We start from the raw sequence: 19,833 nt of genomic DNA, 5'->3' as shown, positions 1-19,833 counted from the left end.
GGTCGTGAAAAAAGACCGGAAATTTTGTCATAAATCCGTCACAAAAGACAAACATCGATCCGGTCACGGATTTCTCGTGTCAAGCGAAGAATCTCTGATTCGAGGCGTTGAATCCGGTTGACCGAAAATGGGGAAAGCGTAACCTTTGGACCTCTGAGGGCGATCATCCCCATGCGGATAACATTCCGGGTCTGGCGACCAATTCTGCGGCGCTGGGCGAGGGGAAATTTTGCCGAAATTACAAACACATGGCTTGCGCGTAGTGCGTGGGAACAACAAAAGTGTGGCGAACGATGGCGTATAACAAATTGGCTGTGGCAGAAGCCAAGAACGCGGGTGCAGAGGTCGAGGGTGCAGGGGGGATTTCCGCAACTTGGCGGCAGGTTCGCGCCCATCTGAGAGACGAGTGCGGCCCGGCAATCTACTCCCAGGAAATCGCACGTCTTCGGGTCCGTGTTTCCGAAACGGGTGCCATTATCATCGTGGCTCCGAGCACGTTCAATCGCGACTGGGTTGAAGACCATTGGGGTGCCCGAATTCGCGGTATCTGGGCGGAACTCGACTCCACCCATCGCGCCATTCACCTGCTCGCCGAGGGTGATCCCGAGCCGCAGCCCCTGGTTGCGCCGGGCGCAGCCCGTTTGTCCCAGCCGTCCGCGCCGGTCCGTGAAGTCCGTGAAGCGCTGCAAAAGCCCCTGTCGTCCGCCAAGCCGTCGACCCAGGCGGACGGGGAGTCCGATGCGGACAATCTTGGTGAAACGCGTTTCACCTTTGACAGTTTCCGCGTCGGTCCGGCCAATGAAGTCGCCGCCGCGGCCGCACGCACGGTCGTGGGTGCCCAGACGCCGCCCTTCAATCCGGTCTTCTTCTATGGCGATTACGGGGTTGGCAAGACGCACCTCATGCACGCCGTGGCATCGGCCTTCGAACACCATTCCCGTCCGCGCAAGGCCCTTTACCTGACAGCCGAGGAATTCCTGTCCGGTTTCGTGTCGGCCATGCGGGCCCGCGACACGCTCTCCTTCAAGGAGATGGTGCGCAGTGTCGATGTCCTGCTGATCGATGATGTCCACTTCATCGCCGGCAAGCCGAAGACGGAAGACGAGCTGCTCAACACGATCGCGGCCCTGGTTGCCGAGAACAAGCAGGTTGTCCTCGCCTCGCACCGTCCGCCGTCGGAACTCCAGGTCGCGGATGAGCGTCTGCGTTCCGTGCTGGTCGGTGGTCTCTCCTGTCCGCTGGGCAAGCCAGATCTCGATCTGCGCCGCCAGATCCTGGACTGCAAGATCGCCCAGGCGAAATGCCACTATCCGGTGCTGGACGTGCCTGAGCCGGTGCGCGATTTCCTCGCCGCCCGCATCACGACCAGCCCGCGGGAGCTGGAAGGCGTCCTCAACAATGTCATCTGCCGCACGGCCCTGCTCGGCCTGCCGGTGACGATGGAAGCCGTTTCCACCGCCCTGCGCGAATTGTCGCTCAGCTCGGAAAAGCGCCTGACCGTGGACGAGATCCAGAAAGCGGTCGCCTCGCACTTCGGTGTGACGCCGGCGGATATCTGCTCCAAGCGCCGCACTCAGAGCGTCGTGCGTCCGCGCCATGTGGCCATGTATCTGTCCAAGACGCTGACCACGCGGTCCCTGCCGGATATCGGCCGCCGTTTCGGTGGCCGGGACCATTCCACGGTCATTCACGCGGTCAACAAGGTGACCTCCATGATGGAGTCCGGTGATCCGATTGCCGATGAAATCGATCGCCTCACCCGCGACTTGCAGGGCTGACCTCGCTTGCGAACACGGTTAATGAGAACGCGCTGACGCTGGAGAAATCTCTTGCGAAGGCGCGTTTTCATGTATCCTCTTTGGTCCACCCTGATTTGCACACGAGCGTCCGGCCCGCTGTGCCGTCCCTCAAGACGCTGACAACACATACGCTAAAAGCGGAACGCGAGACATGAAGCTGACGATCGAGCGCGCGACCCTCCTCAAGGCCCTGGGCCATGTCCAGGCCGTTGTCGAGAAGCGCAACACCATTCCGATCCTGTCCAATGTGCTGATCTCGGCCGGTCCGGACGGTGCCAGCTTTGCCGCGACCGACCTGGATATCGAGATCCTGGAAACCACCAATGCCAGCTGCGAGGGCGAAGGCCTCATCACCGCGCCGGCGCACACGCTCTATGACATCACCCGCAAGCTTCCCGATGGCGCCGATGTCACGCTGGAGATGAATAGTGGCGATCCGCGTCTGACCCTTCGGGCAGGCCGGTCCAACTTCAACCTGCCCTCCCTGCCGCCCGGCGATTTCCCGGTCATGCCGACCGAGGATCTGGAACACCGCTTCCAGATGCCGGCCAGTGAACTGGCGCGTCTGATCGACAAGACCCGTTTCGCGATCTCCACCGAAGAGACCCGCTACTATCTCAACGGTATCCATCTGCACGCCGCCGACCAGGATGGCCGCAAGACGCTGCGCGCTGTCGCCACCGATGGTGTCCGCCTGGCCCTGGCCGAGATCGACCTGCCGGACGGGGCGGACGGCATGCCCGCCGTGATCGTGCCGCGCAAGACGGTCCAGGAAGTCCGCCGTCTGCTGGAAGATGCCGATGACGATGTCGAAGTCTCCGTCTCCGAGGGCAAGATCCGTTTCCGTCTTGGCCGCGCCGTGCTGACGTCGAAACTGATCGATGGCGCTTTCCCGGACTATGAGCGCGTCATTCCGCGCGGCAATTCCAAGCTCATGTCGGTCGAGAACAAGCGTTTCGCCGAAGCCGTGGACCGTGTCGCGACCATTTCGGTCGAAAAGTCCCGTTCGGTGAAGCTCACCCTGGGCGAGGACTCGCTGACCCTGGCGGTGAACAATCCGGAAAGCGGCCAGGCCGAGGAAGAGCTCGCCGTCTCCTATTCGGAAGATGGTTTCTCCATCGGTTTCAACGCCCGCTACATGCTGGACGTCGCGTCCCAGATCCAGGGTGACGAAGCCCGCTTCCACTTCGCCGATGCCGCCTCGCCGGCGCTGGTGACGGACAGCGGCGACCCGGACGCGCTTTACGTGCTGATGCCGCTGCGCGTGTGACGCCGGACGAAGAAGCATACGAGACTGACCAGCCGCCGCCGGTGCCACCGGCGGCGGTTCGTCGTTTGCGCCTGACCGATTTTCGCAGCTATGCCAGCCTCGATCTCGATCTGGAGCCGCGCCCGGTGGCCCTGTTCGGGGCCAATGGGGCGGGCAAGACCAATCTGCTCGAAGCGCTCTCCTTTCTCGCTCCCGGACGCGGGCTGCGCTCGGCCGGGGCGGACAGTGTGGTCCGCAAGATCGACGGACAACCCGCGTCCAGCTGGGCTGTCTTTGCCGAGCTTGAGACGCGTGACGGGGAGCGGCGCGTCGGTGTCGGTTCCGGTGAGGGCGGTCGCCGGCAGACCCGGATCGATGGTGAGCCCGCACCCCAGGGCGAGCTGGCCCGCCTGGTGCCGATGATCTGGCTGACCCCGGCCCAGGACCGCCTGTTTGCCGGACCGCGGGCGGACCGTCTCCGTTTTTTCGACCGGCTCGTCTATGCCGCCGACCCTGCCCATGCCGAGGCGGCCTCCGCCTATGAGAAAATCCGCACCCGCCGCCAGCGCCTTCTGGATGAAGGCCGGGCCGACCCGTCCTGGCTGGACGCGCTCGAGCAGGACATGGCGGGGCACGGCGTGGCCATGGCCGCGGCACGGCTGGACGCCTTGATCCGGCTTCAGGGCGAGATCGATGCCCGGCCGGAAGGCGTGTTTCCGCAAGCCGACCTGGCGCTGGACGGTGCGGTGGAAGCGGACCTGGCCGGCGGTGCCGATGCCGGCACGGCCGAGGACAATTTCGCCGCCGCTCTGCGGGAAGGCCGGCAGCGCGATGCCATTGTCGGCCGGACCCTGACCCGCGGCCCCCACCGGACCGAGCTCGTCGCCCGGCACCGGATGAAGGATCAGCCGGCGGCGGATTGCTCCACCGGTGAACAGAAGGCCCTGATCCTGACCCTCGCCCTGGCCCAGGCCCGGGCGCTGGGTCAGCAGGGCGGCCAGGCACCGCTTCTCCTGTTCGATGAAGCCTGTGCCCATCTGGATGCGCCGCGCCGGGAAGGACTGGCCCGGGAGATCCTGGCGACCGGATCCCAGGCCTGGCTGACGGGCGTTGAACGGGTCCTGTTCGAACCCTTTGGCGGCCACATCCAGTATTTCGAGGTGGACGCGGCCGAAGTGACCCGCTGCTAGGCGGGGACGGGTTCGGCCTTGTCGGCCGCTTCATGATGATCCACCAGCGCGATCATTCCGCCCGCGGCGGCATCGACCAGGCAGTGCAGGAGAATGGCGGGCCAGAGCGTGCCGGAGACCAGGAAAATCCCGGTCATCACGAGGGTGACCGGTGCAATCCGACCGAGCCCGGCGGCGCCCTGATAGATGTGCGCCAGCAGGAAGGCCGCGACCGAGACAAACGCGGCCAGCCAGAGCGGCAGAACCAGGGCGAGGGCGCCAATCAGGAAGCCCCGGAAAATGATCTCCTCCGTGACCCCGGCGGTGACCGACAGGAATTGGAAGTCGCGATGTTCCTTCCGGGTTTGCGGCCGCAGGAGATCCATCCCTTTCGCCGTGTCGAATTGCTGCCGGATGTTCGCGCGGGCCTCGCGGGACGTGGCCGCCAGATAGATCGTGTAGATGACATAGGCCGAGGCCAGCAGGGCCGCGATCCATCCCGCCAGACCGCGCCAACCCGTTCCGGCTGACAGGCCCAGCGTTGCCAGATCGCGGCCGGAGCCGAGCCAGGCGGCGACACACAGCGCCGCCGTCGTCCACAGCATGAGCATGGTGCGGGCATAGGCCTTGCGCTTGGAATAGCCCGGCTGGCTGGCGCGTTTCCGGCGCAGGTCCAGCAGGTCAACCACCCAGGTGATGACCAGCAGGACGGCGATGGCTGAGAGGCCGGCGAGCAGGGCGGGTTCGGTCAGGAGCGGGGAGAGCATGGCATGTCCTTCGGCTGGGCGGGATTGACCTGCCGGGTCCCTGATGCGACCAAGCAGACGATCAAATTGCGAATGCGAATTCTCATTCGCATTTAGAGAGTGGGTTGAGATGAGTCAAGGCACCAAACCGGCCAGCCAGGCGCGATCGCGGGCCACGCGGGACAAACTTGTGGCCGCGTTGGAGCGCCTGCTCCGTACCCGCGCCTTCGACAGCCTCACCATGGCGGAGCTGGCCACTGAAGCCGGACTGGCCGTGGGCACGGTCTATCGCCGCTTCGAGAACAAGGACGCCTTCATCCCGGTGATCTTCGAGCTCTACCGGGCCCGGCTCGACGCCTACATGGCCGCCGAGGGCCGGATTGAACTGGACCCCGGGCAAGGCCTCCGCGCGGCGCTTCGCCAGATCATGGGCTCGGCCTGGGGTTTTCTGCGTGAACACGGCCACCTGCTTCAGGCGGCCCATCTCTATGCCCGCCTGCGTCCCGATCTCGTGGGCGATGACTGGCAGGCCTATATCGATGCCAGCCTGGCCTCGGCCCGTCAGGTCATTGACCTGTTCGCCGATGAGGTCCGGATGGGTGATCCGGAGACGGCGGCCCAGATGCTGGCCTATCTGCTCAACACCCTGCCCCTGGAGCGGGGCCTCTATCCGGAGGACGGGGCCGGGGCCCTGATCCGCCTGAGCGACGACCAGTTTGTCGCCGCGATGGCGGACACGATCTACGGATATCTGGTTACCGGGCCGGATTCGGACGAAAACCCGAACCCCTAGAGTTGCCCGACCGCGCTCGACACTATAAAAAACAAGGTGTTCTGGGAGCTATCAAGCGCCGCCATCAAGAGCGGGCGCGCGGCGACCACAGGCCCGGCTTCTCCCGCTCTGCCGAATGCAGGCGGGATCGTCAGAACACAGTCCTTCAGACGCGGTGCGGTTCGGCGCATCGCCGGAATTCGCGGCCCTGTGCGCGCGATCCAGCGGCAAAGGTGATGTGTGGCGTTCAATGAGATGCATGATGAAGCGGGCGCACCGCGGGAACCCTATGAGGAGTATGCGCGCTGGCTGTCCGACTACACGCCCGCCGAACTCGCCCGCAAGTCGCGCGAGGCGGAGACATTCTTCCGTCGTACCGGCATCACCTTCAATGTCTACGGAGCCCGGGATGCGGATGAGCGCCTGATCCCGTTCGACATCGTGCCGCGGGTCATTTCGGCCCGCGAATGGGCGCGGCTGGAGCGCGGCATCGAGCAGCGGGTCCGCGCCATCAATGCCTTCCTGCACGACATCTATCACAAGCAGGAAATCATTAAGGCGGGTCGCCTGCCGCTCAATCTGATCGCCGAGAATCAGGCCTTCCTGCCCCAGATGATCGGGGTGTCGCCGCCGGGTGGCGTCTATACCCACATTGTGGGCACCGACCTCGTCCGGACCGGTCCGAACGAATTCTACGTGCTCGAAGACAATGCCCGCACACCGTCGGGCGTCTCCTACATGATCGAAAACCGGGAAACCATGCTGCGCATGTTCCCGGAACTCTTTTCCCGCGTCCCGGTCCAGCCGGTCGGCGATTATCCGGTCAATCTGCGCCGGGCTTTGGCCCGAAGCGCGCCGCCGGCCAGTCGCGGGGCCCGGCCGACCATTGCCGTGCTGACTCCGGGCATCCACAACTCCGCCTATTTCGAGCACGCCTTCCTGGCGGACCAGATGGGCGCCGCCCTGGTCGAGGGGCATGACCTTCGCGTCGTGGATGGACGCATCGCGATGCGAACCACGCAGGGTTACACGCCGATCGATGTCCTCTACCGCCGGGTGGATGATGACTATCTCGATCCGCTGAACTTCCGGTCGGACAGTGTGCTGGGCGTTCCGGGCATCATGGATGTCTACCGCGCCGGCGGCATCACCATCGCCAATGCGCCGGGCACGGGCGTGGCCGATGACAAGGCGATCTATTCCTACATGCCGGAGATCATCGAATTCTATACCGGCAAACCGCCCATCCTGAAGAATGTCCCGACCTGGCGCTGTGCCGAGCCGGACGCCCTGGCCTATGTCCTCGACAATCTGGAGGACCTGGTCGTCAAGGAGGTCCATGGCTCCGGCGGTTACGGCATGCTGGTCGGGCCGGCGGCGAGCAAGAAGGAAATCGCCGGCTTCCGCAAGAAGCTCAAGGCCAGGCCGGCCAACTATATCGCGCAGCCGACGCTTTCCCTGTCGACCGTTCCGGTTCTGACCAAGGCCGGGCTGGCCCCGCGCCATGTCGATCTTCGGCCCTTTGTCCTGGTCTCGCCGGACCGGATCGACATCACGCCGGGCGGGCTGACCCGCGTCGCGATGAAGAAGGGCTCCCTGGTGGTGAACTCCTCCCAGGGCGGCGGTACCAAAGACACCTGGATACTGGAGGACTGATATGCTGGGACGGCATGCCTGCGGCCTCTACTGGATGTTCCGCCAACTCGAACGCGCTGAAAACACGGCCCGCCTGGTCGAGGCCGGCTTCCGCATGGCCCTGACCCGCTCGGTCAGTGCCGAGGGCGAATGGGAGTCCATCATCACCACGGCGGGTTGCCGCGATGCCTTCCTGGAGGTCCACGACACGTTCGAGACCGGGCCGGTGATCGATTTCATGATGCGCAGCCCGGACAATCCGGCCAGCGTCATGACCCTGTTCGAAGGTGCGCGGCGCAATGCCCGCCAGGTCCGCACTTCCCTGACCCGCGATGTCTGGGAAGCGGTCAATGAAGGCTGGATGACCCTGCGCGAACTGCTGCGGCGCCCGGTCCGTATTGCAGAACTCCCAGCCCTCATGTCCGCGGTGCGGCAGCAGAGCGCCCTGGTCCGGGGTCAGCTCTACGGTACCATGCTGCAGGACGATATTTTCGCCTATGCGCGGCTGGGGACATTCGTGGAGCGCGCCGACAACACGGCCCGCCTGCTGGACGTGAAGTATTACGTCCTCCTGCCCGCCACCTCTTATGTCGGTTCCTCGCTCGACAATGTGCAATGGGAGACGGTGCTGCGCTCGGTCTCGGCGGACCGGTCCTATTCCTGGCTGCATGGCGGCGAGAATGATCCGTCGCATATCGCCGACTTCCTCATCCTGGACCGGCACATGCCGCGCTCGCTCTATTATTGCTGGTGCGAGATCGTCGACAATCTCTCCGCCCTGGAGCGCGAGTACGACATGCGAAAGCCCTGCCAGGACATGGCCGAAGAGGGGCAGGCGCGGCTCAACCGGATGACGATCGACGACATCTTCGCCGCCGGCCTGCACGAATTCATCACCGACTTCCTGTCCCGCAACAATGCGCTCGGCCGCCAGATCGAAGCCGATTACCGCTTTTACGAGTAGAGCCGATGCAGCTGACCATCGCCCACCAGACCCGCTATACCTTCGAGACGCCCATCCCCTACGGCCTGCAGCAAGTCCGGTTGAGACCGCTCAGCAGTGACGTGCAGGATGTGTCGGACTGGGAGCTGACCATCGAAGGGGGCACACTGCAGGCCCGCTTTACCGATGAGCACGGGAATGCTGTCGATCTGGTGCGGGTTGATCCGGGCAGCCGCGACCTGGTGATTGCCTGCCGTGGCGTGGTGGAAACCCGCGATACGTCGGGCATGACGGGGCCGCACAAGAGCCCGGCACCGCTCTGGTATTATACCCGCCAGACGGATCGGACCCGTCCAGGACCGGCCATGCGCAAACTGGCCAAAGCCCTGCCGGACGATGCCGAAAACACGTTGGCGCGTCTGCACGCCCTGTCGCGGCTGATTGCCGAGGAAGTCCGCTATGATGTCGGGTCCACGCATGTGGCCACGAGCGGCGAGGACGCTGCGGAAAAGCGTCACGGCGTCTGCCAGGACCATGCTCATATTTTAGTCGGCATGGCGCGCCAGATGGGCCTTCCCGCCCGCTATGTCAGTGGCTATCTGCTGATGGACGGGGTCGTGGACCAGGAAGCCAGTCACGCCTGGGCCGAAGTCCATATCGACAGCCTCGGCTGGGTCGGTTTCGACCCGTCCAACGGGATCTCCCCGGACGAACGTTATGTCCGCGTCGCCACCGGGCTGGATTATGGCGAAGCGGCTCCCATTTCGGGCGTGACCTATGGCGGCGGCGAGGAAACCCTGCTTGTCACCCTGCAGGTCCAGCAGTAACGCTGGACCCGGCTTTTCTGGAGAGTGATTCCCGGTGACCTATTGCGTCGGCATGCGCCTCAATTCGGGTCTGATCTTCATGTCCGATACCCGCACCAATGCGGGCGTCGACAATGTCTCCAAATTCCGCAAGCTCTTCACCTGGTCCGTGCCCGGCGAACGTGTCATCACGATCATGACGGCGGGCAATCTGGCGACCACGCAGGCGGTCATCAACCTGCTGGAAGAGCGTTCGAAAATTCCCGATGAGCGCCGCCCGACCTTCCTCGAGGCGCCGACCATGTTCCAGGTCGCCACGATTGTCGGCGACACGCTGAAGGAATGCGTCCGCCACCAGGCCGGCGAGGGGCCGGTCTCGGAGAGCCCGTTCAGCGCGACGCTGATCGTCGGCGGCCAGATCAAGGGCATGGAGCCGCGCCTCTTCCTGGTCTACCCGGAGGGTAATTTCATCGAGGCCGGCGAGGAGACGCCCTTCTTCCAGTCCGGCGAAACCAAATATGGCCGCCCGATCCTGGTGCGCGCCTTCGATCCGGCGATGAGCATGGAGGCGGCGGTGAAGCTGCTCTATGTCTCCTTTGACAGCACGCTGAAAGCCAATCTCTCCGTCGGCCTGCCGCTGGACATGCATGTCTACACGGCCGACACGCTGGAGCCGGGCATCCAGCGTCGCATCGAGCCGGATGATGACTATTTCAACCAGATTTCCTCCGGCTGGAGCGACGCCCTGAAAGTCGCCTTTGACGCGCTTCCGGATTTCAAGTTCTAAGTTTGGTGACCATTTGAGATTTGGGTGAAGCTTTGGACATCGAGCAGCTGGACAGGGTTAGAAAAGATAGGATTGCTCGCTGGTATGGTGAATGGCGCGGAGCCGATTATTCATGGGAAGGACTCGGCAAGAGAAGCGCCGACGGTATCCCACGGCACCAATGGCTCGGGCACTACCACAAAGATGGAATTGTTCATCGTCAGGGTGACGTGCCGAAAGGTGCCGTCGCCTGTTCTCTGCAAGACTATTGGCGCTTTGACCATGTCAGGCAAAAATTTAGGTCAGATGACGAGCTGAGAAGCGCTGGATTGCTCATCAGCCATGTAGGCACGCCTTTTCATATCGCGCACTTTCCGAATGCGGAGGCATCAGGCCTAGCGCCACAAATTGCACATAGCTTCAAAAACAATTGGAGCTCATCGGAGACTGCACGGCTGCAGGAAGAGGTTGAGCGGAAGTTGGAGGCGTCTTCATCGGACCGTATGGGTGTCGAGGAGCATGAGGATGGATCTCGGCATCTCGTCGGTTTTGACGGTCGTGCTCAGCTGAGTGGTTCGATATTGCAGGCCAAATGGTTCGCCGATCGGGAACTCGATATCTATGCTAGGAACTGCCTTTTAGTTGGGCCCGCGGTCTGGCTCCAATCACACATGGGTGGTGGGTCGGGTTTCTTGAGTTCCTTATTTGATGGGAAACTTCATTGGTCGGGAACGGCAAATGGATCGATTTCGTTTAGCGGTAGCATTTTTTGTGATGAGGCGAGCATAACGCCACACGATCCCGAATGCGCACTTGACCTTCATGGTTGCGAATTTTTTGAACGGGCTGATTTTCATTCGGCGAACTTGCATTCAATTTCTATCGCAATGGGCGTGTTTCATTCGAGAGTTTCTGTCTGGCGACTACGCGTACAGCAAAATTTTGAAGCGTATTGGGCTCGCTTTGACGACGTATTTCGGGCCGATCAAGCAAAAATCGGGGGCTCGTTTAATTCAATCAGAAGCACGTTCGCTGAACGATTTGAAGCCGATGGAATTGTTGTTCAGGGAAGCTTTGAAGCTCAGGATTGCAGGTTTTGTGGTAGTTTCTCGCTTGGCGACGATATTGCCCCCAAGGGTGCAGAGGTTAGGCGAGCGAGACTTGAGGGGAAGGTAAATTTCTCCAGTTCTGAGTTTCATGGGAAGTGTTCCTTCAAAAATGTTGAGCTGACGGATGATCCAGCGAACTTTCAGGAGGCATTTAGCGGAGCGATATTTAAGAAGCGGGCCCTATGGTCTGACCAATGCGTCCACGCTGTTGCTGCTTTTGGAGGGGCTCGGCTAGAAGATGGAATAGATTACCCATCCTTGGTTGAGTCAGAGGAAGAGAAGGTTTTTTTCGAAAAAGCGCTTGAACCTGCAAGTCAATCCGGTGACACAGCGCTTCTCGCATTAGAGTCTGGCGCTAGAACCTTGCAGACCGCAGCAGAGATCCGAGGTGATGTTCTGAGGAAGCATCGGCTCCATAAACTTGCGCTGATGGCGAGGCAGCGGCAGTCGCGTGCCCCATTTGCTGAAAAGCTTTTAGCCAAGGCTTATGGTTGGTGCAGCGATTACGGATTGTCGCCCCTTCGTGCAGGTCGGTCTCTGTTGACGCTTTTTGTGGTCAGCGTGTGCTTCTTTCTTCTATCGATAGGAGTTATGGCCCCAGCGGCATGGGAGGGCGTTGGCCTTTCACTTGGGGCACCGGTCCATCCAACAATTGCAAGCGTTCTGGAATTTTCTTCCGGCAACATGTTCGGTCCCATCGCAATATCGACTTTTGACGCAGAGCCATTTTCTCATTTGGGTGTCGGCGACTCGTTTCGGCTTCGAGCTTGGCTGGGCGCGTGGGGAGTACTTCAACAAGTCATAGCTGTTGCTTTCTGGTTCCAACTCATTTTGACAATCCGCCGCCGCTTCCAGATCGCTTAGCCCATTCATGAGCCTGGAAAACCTCCTCCTCTTTGCCGGCGCCCTGCTGATCCTCTTTGTCACGCCGGGACCGGGCATTGCTGCCATGATCGCGCGCACGCTGGATGCCGGTCCCTGGCATGCGGCGGTCTATGGCGTGGGGATCCTGACCGGGGATATTTTCTGGTTCACCCTGGCCGTCACCGGCCTGGCGGCCATCGCCGACCAGCTGGGGGCCTTCTGGATGGCGGCCAAGATCGTCGGGGTGGCCTACCTTTCCTGGATGGCGTTCCGCGCGTTCTGGAGTGCCTGGACGGGCGCCCGGCCCAAACCGGTCTTCCGCTCCGGTTCGAAGACTTCGTGGGCGGCGACCTATATCGCCGGCGTGGCGATGCCGCTTTCCAATCCCAAGCCGATCGCCTTCTACCTCACGCTCGTGCCGGCCTTCGTGCCGCTCGAGGCGATCAATCTGCCCACCTATCTTCTCATGGTCGCGATGATGGCTGCGCTCGCCGTGCCGACCGCCGGGGCCTATATCGGCGGCGCCCACAAGGCCCGTATCTGGATGACCCGCCCGTCCGTCCGCCGCGGCGCCGATATCCTCACCGGATGCGTCATGACCGCCATCGCCATCGTGCTTCTGGTTGCGCGCTGAGACTCACGCGTACGCGCATGCGCGCGTGTGCGCGCGAGTGGTCACAGACCGGCGAAACCTGTACAACAAAACCATGACGGAAGAAGCGAATCAGGAATACGGCGCCGACTCGATCAAGGTCCTCAAGGGCCTCGATGCCGTGCGCAAGCGTCCGGGCATGTATATCGGTGACACCGATGACGGTTCCGGCCTCCATCACATGGTCTACGAGGTCGTCGACAATGCGATCGACGAAGCCCTGGCCGGCCATTGTACGGAAGTCGTCGTGCGCCTGCACGCGGACGGATCCGCTTCCGTGCGGGATGATGGCCGGGGCATCCCGACCGACATCCACGCCGAGGAAGGTGTCTCCGCTGCCCAGGTGATCATGACCCAGCTGCACGCCGGCGGGAAGTTCGACCAGAACTCCTACAAGGTGTCCGGCGGTCTGCACGGTGTGGGCGTCTCGGTGGTGAACGCCCTGTCCGACTGGATGGACCTGACCATCTGGCGCAATGGCAAGAAGCACCACATGCGTTTCCGCCGCGGCGATGCCGAGGAAGATCTCAAGGTGATCGGGGATGCCGAGGGCCAGAAGGGCACGGAAGTGCGCTTCATGCCGTCCGAAGAGACCTTCACCATGACCGAGTTCGATCGCGACACGCTGCAGCACCGCCTGCGCGAACTCGCCTTCCTGAATTCCGGCGTGAAGATCACGCTCAAGGATGATCGCGGCTCCGAGCCTTTCTCCGACACGATGATGTATGAGGGCGGCGTGGCGGCCTTCGTCTCCCACCTCGACCGCACCAAGACCCCGATCTTCACACCGCCGGTCCTGATCCAGGGCGAGCGCGATGGGGTCACGGTCGAGGCGGCGCTGGAGTGGAATGACAGCTATCACGAGAATGTCCTCTGCTTTACCAACAACATCCCGCAGCGTGATGGCGGCACGCACCTGGCCGGTTTCCGCGGTGCGCTGACCCGGATCATCAATTCCTATGCGGCTTCATCCGGCCTCGCCTCCAAGGCCAAGGTGGCGATCTCCGGTGATGATGCGCGTGAAGGCTTGACCTGCGTGCTCTCGGTGAAGGTGCCGGATCCGAAATTCTCGTCCCAGACCAAGGACAAGCTGGTCTCCTCCGAAGTCCGTCCCGCCGTGGAAGGCGCGGTCGGCGAGGCGCTGGCGGAATGGTTCGAGGAGCACCCCAACGAAGCCAAAATGGTCGTCTCCAAGATCATCGAGGCCGCGGCGGCCCGCGAAGCCGCCCGCAAGGCCCGTGAACTGACCCGCCGCAAGTCGGCGCTGGATATCACCTCCCTGCCCGGCAAGCTCGCCGACTGCCAGGAGAAGGATCCGGCCAAGTCCGAACTCTTCATCGTCGAGGGTGACTCGGCCGGTGGTTCTGCCAAGCAGGGCCGCCACCGCGAAAACCAGGCCGTGCTGCCGCTGCGGGGCAAGATCCTCAATGTCGAGCGTGCGCGCTTCGACAAGATGCTCTCCTCCGACCAGGTCGGCACGCTGATCACGGCGCTGGGGACGGGCATCGGGCGCGACCAGATCAATTACGAGAAGCTGCGCTACCACAAGGTCATCATCATGACCGATGCCGACGTGGACGGCGCCCACATCCGCACGCTTCTGCTGACCTTCTTCTACCGGCAGATGCCGGAGCTGATCGAGCGCGGCTATCTCTACATCGCCCAGCCGCCGCTCTACAAAATCGCCAAGGGCCGGTCCGAGCGCTATGTGAAGGACCAGGCCGAGATGGACGCCTACCTCATCGAGGAGGGCGTCTCCGAGGCCACGCTGACCCTGCATGATGGAGAGGTGACCTCCGGTCAGGACCTCACCGAACGGGTTGCGGCGGCGCGCAGTATCAAACTGTCTGTCGATCGCCTGACCGCGCGGGCCCCGGGCTTTGCGCTCGAGGCCGCAGCCCTGGCTGGCGCGCTCGTGCTGGACCCGGACGCCGAAGCGCTGAAGCGCGCGGCCGATCGCCTCAATGCCGTTTCCGACGAGGGCGAAGACACCTGGCAGGCCGAGCTGGGCGAGGACATGTCGCTCATTCTCTGGCGCGAGGTTCGGGGCGTGACCGAGAAGATCGTGCTGGAGCCCAATCTGCGCGAAAGCCCGGATGCCAAGCGCTTGTCCGAACGCGCTGCTGTCGTCGCCAATGACTATATGGGGCCGGCGGTCTTTGCGCCGAAATCCGGCACGGTGGTGATCAATTCGCCCAGCCAGCTGGTCGACGCCGTCACCACGGCCGGTGCCAAGGGCATGAAGATCCAGCGCTATAAGGGTCTGGGCGAAATGAATCCCGGCCAGCTCTGGGAAACCACGCTCGATCCCAATGCGCGCTCTCTCCTGCAGGTTTCGGTGACCCATGCCGACACCGCCGACGAGCTCTTCACCAAGCTCATGGGCGATGTCGTCGAACCGCGTCGCGACTTCATCCAGGAACACGCGCTCGAGGCCGAGGTCGACGCCTGATTTTCCTCCCCATTTTATGTGGAGGTGTCCCGCAGGGACGGAGGGGCCGGCGAAGCCGGTAATTCGGCGCCGGAGCGCCGCCCCATCGACCCGCTGCTCCGCATCGGCCCACTTCCCCATTTCATGGGGAAGAAACGCACAAAAAACGCCCGCTGGATCGCTCCGGCGGGCGTTCTTGTTTGGGGTCAGAGGCCTTCCTTGCGGGCCTTGAACCAGTAGACCAGGCCGAACCCGGCGGTCACGATCGCGATCATCCAGCCATATTCCCCCGCCCAGAAAGACGTGCTGTCATTATAGGCGGTCAGCGGGTCGAAGATTTTCTGGATGAAGACATTGTGGGCCGCGTGGAACATCACGGACGGCCACAGGCTGCGGGATTTGAACGTGTAATAGGTCATCACCACGGACATGCTGGTGATCATGATGGTGAAGACCGTCATCTGGGTCAGGGCATCGCCGCCGCCATACCAGACCACGACCGGCCAGTGCCAGAAGGACCAGATCAGCCCGCTCACCAGGGCGACCGCGCCGAAGGGCATCACCTTGCGCATTTCCCAGACCAGGAAACCGCGCCAGCCGATCTCCTCGCCGACCACCGTGCTCATCGCCCGGATCGCACCGACCGTGCCCAGCAGGGCCACCACCACCGCGATCAGACCCCATTGCGGGATGTCCGCCAGACCCGTTTCGGCCCGCCATTCGCCGATCGTGTCCATGTCCGGGAACCCGCCCAGGCCGAGGGCATAGATCAGCCCATAGGTGATGCTCACATAGACGACCGGGACCAGAAACGCCTTCGCATTGAAGCGCCAGCGTCCCCAATTCCACGGCAGGCTGCGGATCGAGCGGCCGCGGATCAGCAGGGTGGCGAAAGCCGCCATGGCCGGCATCCACATCAACGGCCCGACATAGAGACTGGTCGGGTTCAGCGTCACCAGCGCCCAGTGAAAGACAGCGCTCGTCGCGCCCACGATCAGCAGGAAGATCGTGATGGATATCCACGCATCCCGGCGTGTTGCGGTCTCGGTACTCATGTCGGCGTCCCCGGCCTGTGATTGATCCGGAGTGTGTCCCGCATCCGCCCTCCCGGCAAAACGGGGAACCCGCACGAGGCCATCCCGCCGACTGCACGATCGTTCAAAAACGGGCGAAAGCCGACAGTCACCACCCCTTTGTCATCCCTGCCGAATGCCCCGCGAAAGCGGGGCGCAGAGCAGGGACCCATTTCGAAGAGCCTCGCTTGTGCAGGCATGGGTCCCGGATCTCCACCCGGCTCAAGGCCGGGCATCCGTCCGGGATGACAAGGGGTGAGCTCGTTTTGGCCCCGAGCCTTCGAAAGAAGGGTCAAGGCAAGTTGAGTTCAAAGGAAGCTTGGGCTCCCGTGCTCGCGTCATCCGGTTCAAATATCCAGCGTTCAACGGCGCGCGTTACTGCGGTGCGCACAATAGGATAGAGCAAGGTCTCGGCTTCTACTTGCACATTGCTCACACTCCCGTCACTTCCGTCAGGCCTGATATCGAAAGTGGCCGTCGCGGAAATGGGAAACTCGTCAATGTCGGCTGGCGGAGGGCAACCCCCGGCCATGCAGGGCAATTCCGGTTCGATCCTCACTCGAGGCTCCGGAGCCGGGATCGGGCAGGCTTGCAGCGCTAACCCCGCCACAATCGCGACCAACCAGGGCATCAATGAGCCTCAGCCCAGCTCGCCCCCGCCTTCGCATCGACCTCCAGCGGCACGCTCAGCTCCAGGGCCGGCGCACACGCCTCACTCATCACCTTTGACGCCAGGGCGATCAGATCGTCCGCCTGGTTTTCCGGCACCTCGAAGACCAGTTCGTCATGCACTTGCAAGAGCATGCGGGCGTCGAGCTTGGCGGCTTTGAGGGCGTCGTCCATGCGGATCATGGCGCGGCGGATGACGTCGGCGGCCGAGCCTTGGATCGGGGCATTGATGGCCTGGCGTTCCGCGAACATGCGCATGTTCGGATTCTTGTCCTTGATCGAGGGGAAGTGGGCGCGGCGGCCGAAGATGGTCTCGACATAGCCCTTCTCCTTCACCTCGGTTTTCATGCGCTCCATATAGTCCGCAATGCCGGGGAATTTCTCGAAATAGGCGTCGATGAAGGCCTTGGCCTCCTCGCGCGAGACATCGATCTGGTTGGCCAGGCCGAAGGCGGAAATGCCGTAGATCACGCCGAAATTGATCGCCTTGGCCTTGCGGCGGACCATCGGGTCCATCCCTTCCAGCGGCACGTCGAAGACTTCCGAAGCCGTCATGGCGTGGATGTCGATCCCGTCGCGGAAGGCCTGTTTGAGACTGTCCACCCCGGCGATATGGGCGAGAAGCCGCAGCTCCACCTGGGAATAGTCGGCCGCGACCAGGCAATTGCCCGGCTCGGCGATGAAGACTTCGCGGATCTTGCGGCCGGCCTCGGTGCGGATCGGGATGTTTTGAAGATTGGGCTCGGTCGAGGACAGGCGCCCCGTTGTCGTCGCGGCCAGCGAGAAGGAGCCGTGCACGCGCTGGGTCTTCGGGTTGATATGGTCGAAGAGCGAGTCCGAATAGGTGGATTTCAGCTTGGAGTACTGGCGGTATTCCAAGAGCGCCACGGGCAGGTCATGCCCCTCGGCGGCCAGCTGGTCCAGCACGGCCGCATCGGTCGACCAGGCGCCGGTCTTGGTCTTCTTGCCGCCGGGCAGGCCCATCTCGCCGAACAGGATTTCGCCGATCTGCTTGGGCGAGCCCAGATTGAACTCCCGGCCCGCAGCCTCGTGCGCGGCGGCTTCGGCGGCGGCCATTTTCTGGGAGAAGTCGGAGGAGAGCTGGCGCAACTGGTCCGGATCGACCTTGATGCCGGCCCGTTCCATGTCCGAGAGCACCTTGGCCATCGGCCGTTCCAGCGTCTCGTACACGGTCGCCTTTTTCTTCGCGACGACGGCCGGTTTCAGGATCTCCCACAGGCGCAGCGTCACATCGGCATCTTCCGCCGCATATTGCGTGGCCTTGTCCAGCGGCACCTTGTCGAACGTAATCTGGTTCTTGCCCGTGCCGCAGATCTCCTTGAACGGGATGCATTGATGGCCCAGATGCAGCTCTGCCAGCTCATCCATGCCATGCTTGTGCAGGCCGGCATCCATGACATAGGAAATCAGCATCGTGTCGTCATAGGGCGCGACATGGATGCCATAGCGTGACAGCACGCCCAGATCATACTTGATGTTCTGGCCGACCTTCAGGACGGTCTTGTCCTCCAGCAGGTCTTTCAGCGCCTTCAGGGCCGTATCCATGTCCAGCTGGTCCGGCGCCTTGCCGGTATCGAACATGTCGCCCGTGCTTGCCGGATCGACATGCGCCAGCGGGATATAGCAAGCGATGCCCGGCGCGGTCGCCATCGACACGCCGACCAGGCCGGAGGCCGTGGCGGAGAGGGCATCGGTCTCGGTATCCACCGCGACGACACCGGCCTCGCGGGCGCGCTCGATCCAGGTCTTGAGCGCGTCCATCGTCGTCACGCACTCATAATTCTCGCGATTGATGGGCGCCGTCGCATCGCCGGTCTCGTCCGCTGCCGGTCCGCCCAGCGCCTCTTCCACCTTGCGGGTAAAGGTGCGGAATTCCATCTCCTTGAGGAAGGGCACCAGGACTTCGGGATCCGGATCGCACAGGCCGAATTCGTCCATGTCCTCGACGACCGGTGTATCCACCTTGAGCGTCACCAGATCGCGCGAGATGCGCGCATCATCGGCATGGGCCAGCAGCTTCTCTCGGCGGCCCTTCTGCTTGATCTCGCCGGCCCGCTCCAGCAGCGTGTCCAGATCACCATATTCATTGATCAAAAGGGCGGCGGTCTTGATGCCTATGCCGGGCACGCCGGGTACATTGTCGACACTGTCCCCGGCCAGGGACTGGATATCGATCACCTTGTCCGGCCCGACGCCGAACTTTTCGACCACTTGTTCCGCCTCGATGCGCTTGTTCTTCATCGCATCGAACATTTCCACCCGGTCGCTGACCAGCTGCATCAGATCCTTGTCCGAAGACACGATGGTGACTTTCGCGCCCTTGGCCTCGGCCTGGCGGGCATAGGTCGCGATGATGTCGTCGGCCTCGTAATTCTCCAGCTCCACACAGGGCGTGCCGAAGGCGCGCGTCGCATCGCGGATGATGGAGAATTGCGGCACCAGATCCTCCGGCGCCGGCGGTCGGTGCGCCTTGTACTGGTCATACATCTCATTGCGGAAGGACTTGCCGGAATGGTCGAAGATCACCGCCAGGTGCGAGGGCGCATCCTCGCCTTTCAGGTCCTCCAGCAGCTTCCACAACATGTTGCAGAACCCCTGCACCGCCCCCACCGGCGTCCCGTCCGTCCGCGTCAGCGGCGGCAGCGCATGATAGGCCCGGAAAATATAGCCCGACCCGTCGACCAGATAGAGATGGGAGTTCTCGTCGATGGGCTTCTTGATGGCCATGGCGGGGATCCTCTTCGCATGCGTCGCGCGAGGTTAGCCTGACCCGTCCGGGGCGTCATCCGGGGAGGTCAGGGCAGGGGGCTCAATGTCCTCCTTCCCCTTGATGGGGAAGGTGCCGGGCGCATGCCCAGCGGAAGGGGTGAAAGCGCAAAGCGCTTTCTGATCTTTTGAAGGTCACCCACTCCACCGCGCATGCGCGCGGTCCCCCTCGCCCATCAAGGGCGAGGAGAGTCAAAAAGTCGCGAAACAAGATCTACACGTTTTCAATGCCATCGCCCTCCTTCTCCCCGGGGAGAAGCAACTATGTCGTTTGCATTTCTGATTGCCATGGTGTTTGGCGTTTCAGGACGAGGTTTGCAGCCTCGATGAGCTTTCGCATGACGGCGACGTTGACGAGTTTGG

At 62.7% G+C, this 19,833-nt stretch carries 14 protein-coding genes; 11 read left to right on the top strand and 3 right to left on the bottom strand.

Going from position 1 to position 19,833, the window contains the following annotated elements:
• Positions 1-293 precede the first annotated feature (293 nt).
• The 3 genes from dnaA (at position 294) to recF (ending at position 4,238) form a co-directional block, all read left to right on the top strand.
• Positions 294-1,778, top strand: coding sequence for a chromosomal replication initiator protein DnaA (dnaA, locus tag FCS99_RS03400; protein WP_138510599.1), 1,485 nt, complete (start codon positions 294-296; stop codon positions 1,776-1,778).
• Positions 1,779-1,950: 172 nt separating this feature from the next.
• Positions 1,951-3,069: a DNA polymerase III subunit beta gene (gene dnaN, locus FCS99_RS03395; RefSeq protein WP_138510597.1), complete on the top strand. Its 1,119-nt coding sequence runs from the start codon at positions 1,951-1,953 to the stop codon at positions 3,067-3,069.
• A gap of 65 nt (positions 3,070-3,134) precedes the next feature.
• Positions 3,135-4,238, top strand: coding sequence for a DNA replication/repair protein RecF (recF, locus tag FCS99_RS03390; protein WP_233352643.1), 1,104 nt, complete (start codon positions 3,135-3,137; stop codon positions 4,236-4,238).
• On the opposite strand, the gene FCS99_RS03385 is transcribed toward recF, so the two are convergent.
• Positions 4,235-4,984 (bottom strand): CPBP family intramembrane glutamic endopeptidase, encoded by a 750-nt coding sequence (locus FCS99_RS03385; RefSeq protein WP_138510593.1) that lies wholly within the window; start codon positions 4,982-4,984, stop codon positions 4,235-4,237. The genes recF and FCS99_RS03385 overlap by 4 nt on opposite strands.
• A gap of 109 nt (positions 4,985-5,093) precedes the next feature.
• On the opposite strand from FCS99_RS03385, the gene FCS99_RS03380 reads away from it, so the two are divergent.
• From FCS99_RS03380 to gyrB, 8 genes are all read left to right on the top strand, one after another.
• A complete protein-coding gene (locus tag FCS99_RS03380; RefSeq protein ID WP_171036223.1) occupies positions 5,094-5,756 on the top strand; it encodes a TetR/AcrR family transcriptional regulator in 663 nt (220 codons plus the stop codon).
• A gap of 234 nt (positions 5,757-5,990) precedes the next feature.
• Positions 5,991-7,391: a circularly permuted type 2 ATP-grasp protein gene (locus tag FCS99_RS03375; protein WP_138511226.1), complete on the top strand. Its 1,401-nt coding sequence runs from the start codon at positions 5,991-5,993 to the stop codon at positions 7,389-7,391.
• A gap of 1 nt (position 7,392) precedes the next feature.
• Positions 7,393-8,334 carry an alpha-E domain-containing protein gene (locus FCS99_RS03370; RefSeq protein ID WP_138510589.1) on the top strand — a complete coding sequence of 314 codons (942 nt, stop codon included), beginning with the start codon at positions 7,393-7,395 and terminating at the stop codon, positions 8,332-8,334.
• A gap of 5 nt (positions 8,335-8,339) precedes the next feature.
• A complete protein-coding gene (locus FCS99_RS03365; RefSeq protein WP_138510587.1) occupies positions 8,340-9,140 on the top strand; it encodes a transglutaminase family protein in 801 nt (266 codons plus the stop codon).
• A gap of 34 nt (positions 9,141-9,174) precedes the next feature.
• Positions 9,175-9,906: a proteasome-type protease gene (locus FCS99_RS03360; protein WP_138510585.1), complete on the top strand. Its 732-nt coding sequence runs from the start codon at positions 9,175-9,177 to the stop codon at positions 9,904-9,906.
• Between the two features lie 32 nt (positions 9,907-9,938).
• Positions 9,939-11,858 (top strand): hypothetical protein, encoded by a 1,920-nt coding sequence (locus FCS99_RS03355; protein WP_138510583.1) that lies wholly within the window; start codon positions 9,939-9,941, stop codon positions 11,856-11,858.
• Between the two features lie 7 nt (positions 11,859-11,865).
• The gene (locus tag FCS99_RS03350; protein WP_138510581.1) at positions 11,866-12,492 is read left to right on the top strand and encodes a LysE family translocator; all 627 of its coding nucleotides are present in this window, start codon (positions 11,866-11,868) and stop codon (positions 12,490-12,492) included.
• A gap of 73 nt (positions 12,493-12,565) precedes the next feature.
• On the top strand, positions 12,566-14,962 hold the full coding sequence (gene gyrB / locus FCS99_RS03345) for a DNA topoisomerase (ATP-hydrolyzing) subunit B (RefSeq protein ID WP_138510579.1): 2,397 nt from the start codon (positions 12,566-12,568) through the stop codon (positions 14,960-14,962).
• A 185-nt stretch (positions 14,963-15,147) separates the two neighbouring features.
• Here the strand turns inward: gyrB and FCS99_RS03340 are convergent, their stop codons facing one another.
• Positions 15,148-15,996, bottom strand: a complete 849-nt coding sequence (locus FCS99_RS03340) for a CPBP family intramembrane glutamic endopeptidase (RefSeq protein WP_138510577.1) — start codon at positions 15,994-15,996, stop codon at positions 15,148-15,150.
• A gap of 648 nt (positions 15,997-16,644) precedes the next feature.
• A complete protein-coding gene (gene polA, locus FCS99_RS03335; protein ID WP_138510575.1) occupies positions 16,645-19,431 on the bottom strand; it encodes a DNA polymerase I in 2,787 nt (928 codons plus the stop codon).
• Positions 19,432-19,833: the final 402 nt, after the last annotated feature.

The sequence above is a fragment of the Maricaulis alexandrii genome, assembly GCF_005871165.1.
GTDB classification, from domain to species: domain Bacteria; phylum Pseudomonadota; class Alphaproteobacteria; order Caulobacterales; family Maricaulaceae; genus Maricaulis; species Maricaulis alexandrii.
The sequence above is the reverse complement of the archived record's forward strand: the minus strand, read 5'-3'. Positions and strand labels throughout refer to the sequence as shown.